Genomic DNA, 13,855 nt, shown 5'->3' with positions numbered 1-13,855 from the left:
CGATGTGCTTTAGAAACGATAGCTTCCGCCCACAAACCAGACACGTCCGGGCATGGGGTAGCCTTCTTTATATTGGTACAACTTGTCGCCCAGGTTACGTACACCCGCTTCCAGGGTGATGTCCGAATTCGGACGCCAGATACCCTTCAAGCCCAACAAGGCAAAGCCCGGTGTTTTTTCGTAAATCTGATCGCCCTTGCTATTGGCGTAGGAGTAGTAACGGCCACTTTCGGTTTCCACCGAACCCATTACTTCCCACTGTGCCGTCGGCTTCCAGCTCAAGTGAGCAAACAGACGGTGATTCGGCGTATCCACCAATTTGACGTCTGGATCAGACTGATTGCGACGATTCAAATAAGTGTATGCCAGGCCACCAGACCAGTGTGCCGAAAAATCCTGCTGCAAGGACAGTTCCAGACCCATTTGACGAGCCTTGCCCAAGTTGGTGGCCTGATCACAAAAGCCTACAGGACGATACTTGTCGCAGCCGGGTGCCTGGATAACGGTGCTTTGAATCATGTCACGCACCTGGCTCAGGAACAGTGCCGATTCCAGTTGAGCGCCTTCCCATGGCTGACCACGCAAGCCCAGTTCGTAGTGAATGGCATGCTCTGGTTTCAGATCCGGGTTGGGTTGGGCGTAACCCATGCGGCTGGAGTAACGATCTTTAATCGTGGGGAAGCGGGTTTTGTAGGCCACGCTACCGTAGACCTGCATCGCTTCGCTCCAGTCGTAACCCAGTTCCAGCAGACCGTTGGTGGCATCGGTATCGCCGGTTTCAAAGTTATGCGCCTCTTTGGCTTTGCGACGCTCGTGGCTGGCACCAACGCGCAGTTGCCACTGCTCGCCCAGAGCAATGCGATCTTCAAAAGCCAGGGAGGTGGTTACGTCTTTATAGTGTTCCGTGCCAGCGGGCTTGGGATCACGGTGCTGATCTTCCTTGTAGTGCAAGGCAAAGTGCAGTTCGTGATTGTCCAGGCTGGTGTTCACCCACTCCAGCGCCGCACCACGGGTACGGTCCGTGTACTCGCTTGTCGGCCCCGTCAGCGTGGCGTATTGCCCGTCGCTATACATATCCAGACCGTTCTTGTACTTGTCTTCATACACACGGGTCTTGATGGTGTTGCTCTCACCAATCCGGGTGGAGCTCAGGAAGTACAGGCTTTCCTTGTCCCAGTAAGGCCAGCGCCAGTAGCGTTGGCCCAGCTTGGCATCATTCACGCCGGTGTAGACCGGATTGTCTTTCTGCCCTTTCTGGTTCACGTAACCAATGACGTATTCATCCGTAGCATTGGGGGTGATACCCAGTTTGAAGGATGCTTTCTTGTCCATTTGCGAGGCATTGCTGCGCATGCCGCCGGTATCGGTAGGACGTGCTTTTTGATCCTCAAAACCACGGCCCAAAGGGAAAGTACGTTCGCCCGACCAGGACAGGCCAGCTTGCAAATACCAGGAACCCTGGTTAGTGCCCACGTTCAAGGCGCTGTAGCGCTGATCGCCCGTAGCGTAACCGGCGCGGAACTCACCTTCAAATTCTTTAACGGGTTTGCGCGTCACCAGATTGATGGCACCACCCATGATGTTGGGGCCATACAGTAAGGAAGCTGCACCCTTGGCCACTCGAATTTCGCTCAGGTCCATCGTGGTGAAACGGGTGAAGTCCACATAGCCGTCGTACGGCACGTACTGTGGAATACCGTCAAGGAACAAAGGCACCTGACGCGAATCGAAGCCGCGCACATAGACCATTTGTTCATTACGAGCACCGCCCGCCGAAACGGTCACGCCGGGCTGCACACTGACGGCGGCACCCACGTCGCGCAAATCAAAAGCCTGCATTTCTTTCTGGCTAACCGCGCTCTCTCCCAAGGGAGCTTCACGATTCAGATTGGACTGCACGACCACTTTGCCCAACTGGAAAACGCGATCCTCGTTTTCTTGAGCGTGAGCCTGGCTAACTGCCAAGACCCCCATCAGGCTCAAGACCAAAGCGCGAGGTACAAAACAAACGGATTGATGACGCGCTGCTGTGGCGCGTTTGGACTGATGTCTCATTCCACTTCCCTATTCGATCTTTCTAATTGGTTTATGAACTGGTACTACACAAAAATGCACTGCAAAAAAAAACGGGCCCCAGGGGGCCCGTAAATAGAACCCATCATCGAGCGATGAGTGATGGTTCTTTCGAAAACACCGCTATATAGTAAAGCATATAGCGAAGAACTACAACTAGCCAGAAACTTTAAGGTTCAGGTTTTCCCGTCTTCCCAATTTGCGGCTTCTCGCCAACAATACGGCTGTACTGAGCATTTTTATCAACATGCTGTCAGCAAGGTGCTCGCACAAATGAGCACCGAATCCAATCCCAAGACACAGGACCCGCGCAAATACTGGCGCAAATCCACAGGAGCACAATTTATGTTTAAAGCCATGACGCGCGGTTCGGTCCGCCTGGTTGAACGCTATCTACCCGATCCGTATATTTTCGTCATTCTGCTCACACTGATTGCCGGGATTGCGGCAATGGCCTTTGAGCAACGCTCTCCCATGCAGATCATCCAGTATTGGGGCAATGGCTTTTGGGGTCTGCTGACCTTTGCCATGCAAATGCTGCTGGTCTTGCTAACTGGGCACATGCTGGCCAGCACCCCTTTGGTAAAAAGCTGGTTGCGTGGTCTGGCCTCTCTGGCTCGCTCCGCAGGCTCGGCCATTATTCTGGTCACTCTGGTTTCTCTGGCTGCAAGCTGGATCAACTGGGGCTTCGGTCTGGTGGTGGGTGCCCTGTTCGCCAAAGAACTGGCCCGTCAGGTCCGTGTTGACTACCGCTTGCTGGTTGCCAGTGCCTACTCCGGATTTCTGGTCTGGCACGGTGGGCTGGCCGGTTCGGTTCCACTGACTATTGCCACCTCGGGGCACTTTTCCGAAGACAAGATTGGCATCATCGGTACATCCGACACTATCTTCGCTTTCTTCAATCTGGCCATTGTGATCGCCCTGTTTATCCTGGTGCCATTGATCAACCGCTTGATGCTGCCCAGCGATAAAGAAAGCATTTATGTGGATCCCAAGTTGCTGGAAGATGCTCCAGATGACACCACACAAACCACGGATCGCCCTGCGGACCGTCTGGAAAACAGCCGCCTGATCTCGATTGTGATTGGTGTCGCTGGCCTGGCCTACCTGTTTGACTACTACGTGCTGCGCGGTGCGACCCTGAACCTGAACGTGATCAACTTCACCTTCCTGATTCTGGCTATCTTGCTGCATGGCACACCACGTCGTCTGCTGAAAAGCCTGGATGAAGCCATCCGCGGCGGTGCCGGGATTGTGATCCAGTTCCCCTTTTACGCAGGCATCATGGCCATCATGATCGACTCCGGTCTGGCTGCCAGCCTGTCCGAGTGGATGGTGTCTTTTGCTACCGCCACCACCCTGCCTTTCTGGACCTTCATGAGCGCCGGTCTGGTCAATATTTTTGTACCTTCGGGCGGTGGACAATGGGCCGTACAAAGCCCGGTCGTGATTGCCGCTACTCAGGCGCTGGACGCCGATATGGCTCGCACCGCCATGGCTGTCGCCTGGGGTGATTCCTGGACCAATATGCTGCAGCCTTTCTGGGCCTTGCCAGTACTGGCTATTGCCGGATTGAAAGCCAAGGACATCATGGGCTTTTGCCTGATTCAGCTCATTGTTTCGGGTATCGTGATTTCGATTGGCTTGACCTGGTTGTAAGACGCAGAGCGATGCTCTGCACGAGTATCGCAAACGTCTTGAAAATAAAAACGCCCAATGATTTTCATTGGGCGTTTTGCATTGGCTCAACAGTATTTTTTCTGCACCCCGGAATGACTCCGTGTTGCCTCATGTGACGCTGCAGGCCTGTCTCTATCAAACCTCAAGGGGCTCGACCGAGCAAACACAAGCGTGGGACAACACAAACCATATGGACGCAAGAAAGCCGCCGCGATGTGTGGGCAATGAAATTTAAAGCAGGGGAAAAATAAGGAAGGTAGAGATGGTGGGCGGTACAAGGTTCGAACTTGTGACTTCCACCGTGTGAAGGTGGCACTCTACCACTGAGTTAACCGCCCGAAGCTTTCAAGAACTGAAAAGCTGCGAAGAAAGAAACTATAGCATGGCCCTGCTTGCCTGACAAGTTTTGGGCCTGCTATTTTTATGCGGCCATCACTCCGCCGAGGGGTTCAACATCTCGCGCCACAAGGGTGCTTTTTTATTCTGCTTTTCCAGCACATCCATATACTTTTCATGCTCGGCCTGATCGGCTTCCGAAGCACGCAAGACTTTCAGCACACTGGTATCAAACTTGCCCAGGCTCAAATCGCTGCCGTCGCCGCCTTCTCCGCCTGACTCGTCAAAGTCCATTAACAAGGCATCCTGACCGCGCGTCATGGCCAGCCAGACATCGGCCAGCAACTCCGAGTCCAGCAAGGCGCCGTGCAAGGTGCGGTGAGAGTTGGAGATACCGTAGCGTTCGCACAAGGCATCCAGCGAGTTGCGCTTGCCCGGATGCATTTCCCGCGCTACCAGCAAGGAGTCGGTAATGGTGTCGCAGTAATTGGAAAATGGCTTCTTGCCTACTTTCTGCAGTTCGGCGTCCAGAAAGCGCGTATCAAAGGAGGCGTTATGGATGATGACTTCGGCACCGTTCACAAAGTCCAGCACCTGATCCACTACATCCTTGAAGCGCGGGTGTCCGGCCAGGAACTCGGTGGTCAAACCGTGAATGGCCAAGGCTTCCGGGTCTGAATCCCGATCCGGGTTCAGATACAAGTGCAGGTGACGGCCCGTCAATTTACGGTTGAACAGCTCTACCCCGCCGACCTCGACAATACGGTGCCCCTCGCGCGGCTCCAGACCGGTGGTTTCAGTATCCAGAATAATTTGACGCATTTACTTTCCCTACAAATTCAATCAAGGCCACTGCCTTCAACAAGGTAACGGCACTATTGCCTGCCACCCCGGATACAGTGGTCCAGTCGTTTAGACAGACGCCTCGGGCTTATCAATCAGTTCCAACTGCTTGTCCTGCCCCACCTTCTTGCCTGCAATCAAGGTGTATGCCACCGGCACCACAAACAAGGTCAGCAAGGTCCCCAGGGACAAACCGCCCACCAGCACCCAACCAATTTGCTGACGGGATTCCGCACCGGCTCCGGAGGCATAGGCCAGCGGCAAGACACCCAGCACCATGGCGCCGGTTGTCATCAAGATGGGGCGCAGGCGCATCTCGCAAGCGCGCACCACGGCATTGTACAAACTGGCCCCGGCTTCGCGTTGCTGGGTGGCAAACTCCACAATCAAGATACCGTGCTTGGTAATCAGGCCGACCAGCGTAATCAAACCGATCTGGCTATAGATGGACAAGGTTCCGCCCGATAACCACAGCGCCAGCAAGGCCCCCGTCATGGACAAGGGCACGGACAGCATGATGATGAGCGGATTGCGCCAGCTTTCAAACTGCGCGGCCAGCACCAGATAAATAAAGGCCAGGGCCATCAGGAAAACCAGATAGATGCTGCCCGAAGAATCACGGAACTCCCGCGACTGCCCATCCAGGTCCGTCTGCACGGTTTCCGGCAAGGTCTTGCGGGCCACCTCGCTCATGTGCTCCAGCACTTCACCCAGGGCATAGCCGGGTGCCACCGAGGCTTCCACAATCACCGCCCGCAACCGGTTGAAGTGGTTCAGCGATTGCGGCGACACGCTTTCGCGCACCTTCAGGAAGTTGGAGGCCTGCACCATACCACCGTCTTTGGTGCGCACGTAAATATCCAGAATATTTTGCGGGCTGGAGCGAGCCAGTTTGTCGACCTGCACAATCACATCGTATTGTTCGCCATCGCTCTTGTAGCGCGTCACCTGACGGCCACCCAGCATGGATTCCAGTGTGCGGCCAACCGCTTCCACTGACACGCCTGTGTCAGCCAGCTTGTCGCGGTCTACATCAATGCGGATTTCCGGCGTGTTCAAACGCAAGTCGGTATCCACGTTCAACAAGCCTGGATAGTCCTTCAGCTCGGCCAGGAACTCGTCCACGATCTTGGCCAGCTCCGGATACGGGGCCTGACTCATGATCACGAACTCCACTGGCTTGGACGTAGCCCGCTGCCCCAAGGACGGCGGGTTGGTCGGGAAGGCGCGCGCCCCCGAAATCGCCGAGAAATGAGGCTGCAGTTCACGCGCAATGGATTGCTGATTGCGTGTGCGCTCTTCCCAGGGTTTCAGACGCAGAATCGCAAACGAGTCGGTCACAGTCGGGAAACCAATAACGGACTGGTAGCCCTCTGTTTCCGGTATGCCGCGATACAGCTCTTCCACCCGCTCCACATTGTGCAAGGTGTAATCCAGTGTGGCCCCCTCAGGCGAATTCACAATCCCGAAGATCACACCTCGGTCTTCAATCGGAGCCAGTTCGCTTTTGATGACGGTAAACAGCAGGCCACTGGAGGCCGCGACCGCGACACCAATAAGCAAGACCAGAAAGCGCCAGCGCAAGGCACGAATCAGAACGCGACGATAGCCACGGGTCAGCCAGACCAGGAAGTTCTCTATGCTCTGACTGACGCGGCCCACTTTTGCGCCATGTGGGCGCAACATGCGCGAGCACATCATGGGAGTCAGGGTAAGCGCCACAAAACCGGATACCAGCACGGCGGCAGCCAGGGTCAGGGCAAACTCGATGAATAATCGCCCGGTGCGGCCTGTGGCGAAAGCCAGTGGCGCGTACACCGCCACCAGCGTCAGCGTCATGGCAATCACGGCGAAGGCAATTTCACGCACACCCAAAAAGGCCGCCTGCATGGCCGTCTTGCCCTCTTCGATATGGCGGTACACGTTCTCCAGCACCACAATCGCATCGTCCACCACCAGACCAATGGCCAGCACCATCGCCAGCAAAGTCAGCGTATTGATGGAAAAACCCAGCATATACATGATGGCGAAGGCACCGATCAGAGAGATCGGAATCGTCACAATGGGGATGACACTGGCACGGAAGCTGCGCAGGAAAAAAACGATCACCAGCACCACCAGCAAGATCGCTTCGGCAATGGTGGTGTACACCGAATCAATGGATTTCTGAATGAAGATGGAACTGTCGTAAGACACGGCCAGCTTCATATTGCCCGGCAAGCTCTCGTTGATGCGCTCGACTTCGGCACGCACGGACTTGGACAGGTCCAGCGGATTCGCGGTGGACTGCTTGGTCACACCAATGTTCAGACTGTTCTGGCCGTTAAAACGGGCCAATACCCGCTCTTCGGCTGGCCCGATACGCACGTCGGCAATATCGGAGATACGTACCGGATAACCCGCCACCTGGCTGATGATGATGTCGCGAAACTCATCGGGCGTTTCCAGGTCCGTCGAGGACACCACAGAAAACTCGCGTGCATCGGACTCGATCCGGCCAGCCGGGATCAGCACGTTCTGCTTGCGCAGGGCATCTTCCACGTCCTGCACGGTTAACTGATACGCCCCCAGGCGGGTACGATCCAGGTCGATACGCATGGCGGGCAAGCGTTCGCCAAACACACGCACTTCGGCCGCACCGGGCAAAACCGACAAACGTGTCTTGATATAGCGGTTGATGTAGTCCGAGGCCTCCAGCATGCTGTAGTCGCCGGTGTCCACACCTACATAAATAATCGGGGTAGAGTCCGCCTCCACCTTGTTGATGATGGGTTCGTCCACCTCATCAGGCAAAAAGCGACGGGCCCGCGAGACCTTGTCACGCACATCCGCGGCGGCCGCATCAGGGGCTCGGTCCAGATTGAATTTAATGTTGATCAGGCTGCGTTCGGAACGACTGCGTGACGTCATCACGTTCACGCCTTCAATACCGGACAACTGGTCTTCCAAAGGCTTGGTGACCTGGGACTCGATCACCTCCGGTGAGGCCCCTTTATAGTTGGTGATGACAGACACCACCGGCTCATCGATGGCGGGGTATTCGCGTACGGTCAGGCGCTCATAGGAAATGAAACCAACCAGCACAATCACCAAAGACAGAACCGTGGCGAATACCGGGCGACGGATACATAAATCAGAGAGAACCATGATTGCGTCCTATTGCTGCGGCTGGGTTTGGACGTCGATCACTTCCTGAATATCGACCGGCACCCCATCACGGACTTTTTGCAGCCCTGCCACCAGCACATTGTCCCCGGCTTTCAGATCGCCTGTGACTTGCACCCAACCCTGCTCGCGCACACCAATCTGTACCTGACGGCGCTCTGCACGGCCGTCTTTCACAATATAGATGTACTGATCCTGGCCGGAAGGGGCCAGTGCGGTTTCAGGCACCATCAAGGCCTGATAGCGCGACAGCTCCAGCCGTACGCGGCTGAACAGGCCAGGGCGCAAGGCACCGTCTTCATTAGGCACTTGAGCCCGCAACAAAATCGAGCGACCTGCTGTATCCACCGCCGGGCTGACGGCCAGCACAGTGCCTTTGCGTGTCTCGCCCAGAAAGGCATCAAAGCGCAGCTCTACTGGCATACCGGGCTTCACATCAGCCAAGTATTGTTCGGGAATACGGAAATCCACATTCAGGATAGAGACGGCTTCCAATTGCACCAGATCGGTGCCCGGCCCCACATAATCACCCACCGACACATTACGCAGTCCGGTGACGCCATCGAAAGGAGCACGAATACGGGTTTTATCCAGATGCACACGCGCCAATTGCACTTCGGCTTGCTGGACTGCCAAGCGACTGCCGGACTCGTCTTTGGCTTGCTGGCTGATGAAACCCTGACGACTCAGTTCCGAAGAACGCTTGTGCTGGCTATTAGCCAGATTCAAATTAGCCTGCGCCTGATTCAACTGCGCCTGCGCCATCGCCGGGTCCAGTTGAATCAAAAGCTGACCTTTCTTGATGGGCTGGCCTTCTTCAAAACTGATCGCCGAAATACGACCGCTGATCTCGGGGCGCAAAACCACGGATTCCCTGGCTACCAGGGTTCCAACGGCGGCCACATCACGAATCAACTCACTTTGCCGCACTGGCAATACTTCCACCCGGGTGGCCTCAGACTGAGCCCAAACAGGTGTGCTGCTTGCAAACAGGACGAGAAACAGAGAAAAAATCGTGGGGCGCAGCGTGGAAATCATGGGCGGCTTATCCTGACCGGCCAGGCCGGTGAAGCTGTCTGACAAAATATGACGAGTGGCTAATAGTACTATCAGCGGGCTTAGAATCTGCCCAAGATCTTATAACTGCCTGGCTATTTCCACCCCTTCATTGGCCAGTTGATCCGCCCTTTCATTCCCGGGATCGCCCGCGTGGCCACGCACCCAACGCCAGGTCAGTTCATGCTTGGCCGCCTGCTTTTCCAGTTCCTGCCACAGGTCAGCATTCTTGACGGGCTTTTTATCTGCCGTGCGCCAGCCGCGTGCTTTCCAGCCGGGCAGCCATTCGTTCATGCCTTTTTGTACGTACTGGGAATCCGTATGCACGCGTACCTGACATGGGCGTTTCAGGACTTTCAAAGCCTCGATCACCGCCAGCAGTTCCATACGATTATTCGTGGTGTCAGCCTCGCCACCGCAAATGGCTTTTTCACGTCCGCCGTGACGCAGCAGAGCGCCCCAGCCCCCTAATCCCGGATTGCCCTTGCAGGCGCCGTCGGTCCAAATATCCACAACATCAGTCATATCTTGCTAATTCCTTCATCGGCAGCGCGTCCTGCCACCACCATAGGCCGACGCACACGCCGACGACTTTTTTTCCACTTGGGCCCGACCATGCGCAAGGCGGGCGTTCGCTTGACCGCGCTAATCATATAGACGGCCCCTGCAAAGCTCCACCAGCGCGCACCACTTTGTTCCATCCAGCCCCAGCGATCCAGCCAGACCTGCTGACGGCACAGGGGCGCATAGCAGCCCATCTGCGTGCTTTGCACATCAAAGGACAAGAGCTTTAACCAGTCTCGCAAGCGCGAGGTCGATAAGACATCCCCCGGCAAGGTGGGCGTGCCCCGCTCCAGGCCCGGAATCCAGTCATGGGCGCCCCACAAACTCAAAGGGTTGAAACCGGTCAGGATAATGCGACCTTCAGGCACCAGCACACGCTCGGCCTCGCGCAAAACCTGGTGAGGGTCGCTGGCGCTTTCCAGCGTATGAGGCAGAACTAAAAGATCAATGCTTTGCGTATCAAAAGGCAGATGTTCGGGCTCGGCATACACCAGATTCTTCTGGCTGGCTGGCAAGACCCCGGCCTGGGCCGTGCATACCTTGCAGGAGACCCGGCTATGCGCCAGCAGGTCCCAATGCGGCAATCCAATTTGTATGGCATGATACCCGAAGGCGTTGACCACCTCGGCTTCGACCCGGGCTTGTTCCCAGGCTCGCACATATCGCCCCGGTACGGTTTCCAACCACTGGGCAAATTGATCATTCAAAGTCTGCTCCACTGGCGCTCTCTCCCTCTACCATGATGAATACATTTACCTGGCCTGCGCCAAGCGATGTTCGCCTGATCCCACTGCCTGCCCTGAACGACAACTATATCTGGGCTTTAGCGCGCAATGGTCATGCTTTGGTTGTGGACCCCGGTCAGGCCGCCCCGGTTCTGGACTGGCTGGCAAGCGAGTCCTTACAACTGGATGCTATTTTACTGACACACCACCACGGTGACCATGTCGGGGGTGTCATGGATATCCTGGCCCAGCATCCGGCCCGCGTGTGGGGCCCGGCCCACGAGCGTCTGCCTGCCTGTGACGTGCGTGTCGGCCAGTCTGACAAGGTTGAATTACCCACTCTGGAATTGACGCTGGACGTACTGGATATCCCGGGCCATACCGCCGGACACGTTGCGTACTTTGGTCAAAATGAGGTAAAACAGCCCTTTGTTTTCTGTGGTGATACCTTGTTTGCCGCCGGTTGCGGACGCCTTTTTGAAGGCACCCCGGCACAAATGACAGATTCCCTGGGCAAGTTGGCAAAGCTGCCATCGGACACCCTGATCTGCTGTGCGCACGAATACACCTTATCCAATTTACGCTGGGCTCTACAGGTAGAGCCGGACAATCCCCAACTGCATGAGCGTTGGGAACAGGATAAGCTCAAGCGTCAGCAAAACTTGCCTACGGTGCCATCCACCCTGAAAACAGAATTGGCTACCAATCCATTTCTGCGTTGCGAGACGACTGCTGTTATTCACGCTGCCGAGCACTATGCCGCTCAGTCCCTGGATAATCCTGTCGAGGTATTTGCCAGCCTGCGCGACTGGAAAAATAATTTCTGAAGATTCCGCAATGAACCTACTGAGACTTTTCGCGCTGCTATGCGCTTTCGTGCTGGCAGGCTGCGCCACAGGCCCCAAGGTCAGTCCGCAAAAAGCCGCCAAGACCACCACCAGCATTGCCGCCGATACGTCTCGTACGATTGACCTGACCCACCCTCCCAAAGACGCCTGGGACCGGATGCGCCGCGGATTCTCCATCCCCAACCTGCATACCGATCTGGTCGATTACTGGACCAACTACTACGCTTCGCACCCCGAATCCATCCGCACCATGAGCCAGCGCGCCTCGCGCTATCTGTACCACATCATGGACGAACTGGATGCTCGCGGCCTGCCTTCCGAACTGGCCTTGCTACCGTTCGTGGAAAGCGCCTACAACCCCGTCGCGTATTCGCGCTCCCATGCCTCTGGCCTGTGGCAGTTCATCCCCAGCACCGGCACGCAATACAAACTGGAGCAGAACTGGTGGGTAGACCAGCGCCGCGACCCAGTCGAATCCACCCGCGCCGCTCTGGATTACCTGTCTTATTTGTACGAATTCCAGGGCGACTGGTATCTGGCTCTGGCTTCTTACAACTGGGGTGAAGGTTCCGTACGCCGCGCCATGGAGCGCAATGAACAGGCAGATCTGGGCGTTGACTACTTATCCCTGAAGATGCCGGACGAAACGCGCAATTACGTCCCCAAACTGCAGGCGATCAAAAACATTGTGGCCAACCCCGAGCGCTACGGCATCACCCTGCCTGCGGTCAGCAACACGCCTTACTTTACGGCTGTACGCAAGACCAAAGACATTGATGTAGCCCTGGCTGCCGAGCTGGCTGAAATCTCCGTGGACGAATTCAAGGCCTTGAATGCCGCCCACAACCGCCCCACTATTCCGGCTGATCGCAGCACCTTGCTGCTGCCTGCCAATAAAGTCGATATCTTCAACGCCAATCTGGCCGCCTACCAAGGCAAGCTCAGCAACTGGAAAGCCTACCAGTCCAAACGTGGCGAAAGCTATCTGTCCATTGCCCAGCGGCACGGCATTACCTTGTCGCAACTGCGCTCCATCAACGGCTTAGGTAGCAAGAGCACCAAGGCCGTCGCCCAGACCTTGCTGGTCCCCAGCACGACCCTGGGTGAAGGCAGCCTGCAATTGGCCTCCCTGACCAACACCCCCGCCGCCCCCGTGGCCCAGAGCACTCGCCGGGCCCGTACACAAACCGCCAGCATCAACCGCAATAACGACACCGTTGTGTTGCGTCGTGGCGCCAACGTACGTACCCATACGGTCCGGCAGGGCGATACACTTTACGCCTTGGCGAAACGCTACGACACTTCGGTGGCCGAACTGCGACGCCTGAACAATATCAAAGGCAGCTCTCTTTCCAGGGGTACACGTTTGCGTGTTCCCGGTTCCAATATTCGTGGCTAGTCCACCCACTATTACATAAAGGATTTTCAGCATGGGTTTCCTGCAAGGAAAACGCATCCTGGTCACAGGCGTCCTCTCGAACCGCTCTATTGCATACGGGATCGCGCAAGCATGTCGCCAACAAGGTGCTGAGATTGCCCTGACCTATGTGGGCGAGCGTTTCAAAGAGCGCGTTGAAGGCTTTGCCCAGGAACTGGGTACCGATATCGTGTTGCCCTGTGACGTGTCCGAAGACGATCAAATCGAGCAAGCCATTGCCTTGCTGGGCGAGCGCTGGGACGGTCTGGACGGCCTGGTGCATTCGATCGGTTTTGCACCGCGCGAAGCCATCGCCGGTAACTTCCTGGACGGCTTGTCGCGCGAATCGTTCCGTATCGCCCACGACATTTCCGCCTACAGCTTCCCCGCTCTGGCCAAAGCCGCCCTGCCTTTGCTGAAAGGTCGCAAAAGCTCGGTGCTGACACTGACCTACCTGGGTGCTGAAAAAGCGATCCCCAACTACAACACCATGGGTGTGGCCAAGGCGGCTCTGGAAGCCTCGGTGCGCTACCTGGCTGTGGCCCTGGGCGAGTACGGCATTCGTGCCAATGCAATCTCGGCCGGTCCTATCAAGACCCTGGCTGCCAGCGGCATCAAGGACTTCTCTACCATTCTGAAATTCGTAGAGACGCACGCTCCCTTGCAGCGCAACGTCACCATCGAAGAAGTGGGCAATGTCGCCTCCTTCCTGATGTCCGAATTGGCCAGCGGCATTACGGGCGAAATCACGCACGTGGATGCAGGCTTTAACTGCATCGTCCCCGGCATGCAGGAATAAGGCTTACCACCAGCAGACGCCACTAAGCGTCATGACGGTAAAAAGGAACAGACTTTCGCGCTGTTCCTTTTTTTTGGCCTTGAGTCAGCCCAGCAAGACCCAACACCACCCCTGCTCCAACTTGGCAAAAGTGTGTCATCAAAGCATTTTGCTTTACGCAGACAAGGCAGATAGCACCCGCGCTGGCGCGGCTGAAATTTGCTCTACAAGCTTCTTATATAAGCAATAAAAAACATAAACAAATCAGTACACTGACTTTCTCGTTTTCCCTAGTAGGATAAAAAAAATAATCTGTGAATAATATTTATGTCAGTGCACTGACTATTAAAGTATAAAAAATCAATCACAG

At 55.9% G+C, this 13,855-nt stretch carries 10 protein-coding genes and 1 tRNA gene; 4 read left to right on the top strand and 7 right to left on the bottom strand.

The genetic code is table 11. The features are described from left to right. Positions 1-9 precede the first annotated feature (9 nt). Positions 10-2,055, bottom strand: a complete 2,046-nt coding sequence (locus OSH09_RS09915) for a TonB-dependent receptor plug domain-containing protein (RefSeq protein ID WP_266120881.1) — start codon at positions 2,053-2,055, stop codon at positions 10-12. A gap of 363 nt (positions 2,056-2,418) precedes the next feature. Between OSH09_RS09915 and OSH09_RS09910 the strand changes: the two genes are divergently transcribed. After that, positions 2,419-3,732 carry a short-chain fatty acid transporter gene (locus OSH09_RS09910; protein WP_207872059.1) on the top strand — a complete coding sequence of 438 codons (1,314 nt, stop codon included), beginning with the start codon at positions 2,419-2,421 and terminating at the stop codon, positions 3,730-3,732. Positions 3,733-4,016: 284 nt separating this feature from the next. Here the strand turns inward: OSH09_RS09910 and OSH09_RS09905 are convergent. From OSH09_RS09905 to OSH09_RS09880, 6 genes are all read right to left on the bottom strand, one after another. Further along, positions 4,017-4,091, bottom strand: a tRNA-Val gene (locus tag OSH09_RS09905). A gap of 94 nt (positions 4,092-4,185) precedes the next feature. Next, positions 4,186-4,911 carry a DNA polymerase III subunit epsilon gene (gene dnaQ, locus OSH09_RS09900; RefSeq protein WP_207872072.1) on the bottom strand — a complete coding sequence of 242 codons (726 nt, stop codon included), beginning with the start codon at positions 4,909-4,911 and terminating at the stop codon, positions 4,186-4,188. Positions 4,912-5,001: 90 nt separating this feature from the next. Next, positions 5,002-8,079: an efflux RND transporter permease subunit gene (locus tag OSH09_RS09895; protein ID WP_266120880.1), complete on the bottom strand. Its 3,078-nt coding sequence runs from the start codon at positions 8,077-8,079 to the stop codon at positions 5,002-5,004. Between the two features lie 9 nt (positions 8,080-8,088). Further along, on the bottom strand, positions 8,089-9,135 hold the full coding sequence (locus OSH09_RS09890; RefSeq protein WP_207872079.1) for an efflux RND transporter periplasmic adaptor subunit: 1,047 nt from the start codon (positions 9,133-9,135) through the stop codon (positions 8,089-8,091). Positions 9,136-9,234: 99 nt separating this feature from the next. Beyond that, the gene (gene rnhA, locus OSH09_RS09885) at positions 9,235-9,678 is read right to left on the bottom strand and encodes a ribonuclease HI (protein WP_266120879.1); all 444 of its coding nucleotides are present in this window, start codon (positions 9,676-9,678) and stop codon (positions 9,235-9,237) included. Then, entirely contained in the window at positions 9,675-10,436 is a 762-nt protein-coding gene (locus tag OSH09_RS09880; RefSeq protein ID WP_207872085.1) for a class I SAM-dependent methyltransferase, read from the bottom strand. The genes rnhA and OSH09_RS09880 overlap by 4 nt, the downstream gene beginning before the upstream one ends. Positions 10,437-10,459: 23 nt before the next feature. On the opposite strand from OSH09_RS09880, the gene gloB reads away from it, so the two are divergent. The 3 genes from gloB to fabI are packed head-to-tail and all read left to right on the top strand — an operon-like array spanning position 10,460 to position 13,506. Next, entirely contained in the window at positions 10,460-11,269 is an 810-nt protein-coding gene (gene gloB / locus OSH09_RS09875) for a hydroxyacylglutathione hydrolase (protein WP_376912182.1), read from the top strand. A gap of 10 nt (positions 11,270-11,279) precedes the next feature. Further along, positions 11,280-12,689 (top strand): transglycosylase SLT domain-containing protein, encoded by a 1,410-nt coding sequence (locus tag OSH09_RS09870; RefSeq protein WP_207872090.1) that lies wholly within the window; start codon positions 11,280-11,282, stop codon positions 12,687-12,689. A 31-nt stretch (positions 12,690-12,720) separates the two neighbouring features. After that, positions 12,721-13,506 (top strand): enoyl-ACP reductase FabI, encoded by a 786-nt coding sequence (gene fabI / locus OSH09_RS09865; RefSeq protein ID WP_207872093.1) that lies wholly within the window; start codon positions 12,721-12,723, stop codon positions 13,504-13,506. Positions 13,507-13,855: the final 349 nt, after the last annotated feature.

Origin of the sequence: Alcaligenes parafaecalis, from assembly GCF_026344135.1 — a bacterium.
GTDB classification, from domain to species: domain Bacteria; phylum Pseudomonadota; class Gammaproteobacteria; order Burkholderiales; family Burkholderiaceae_B; genus Alcaligenes; species Alcaligenes parafaecalis.
Note: the sequence above shows the minus strand (reverse complement) of the source record. Positions and strands in the feature narration are given on the sequence as shown.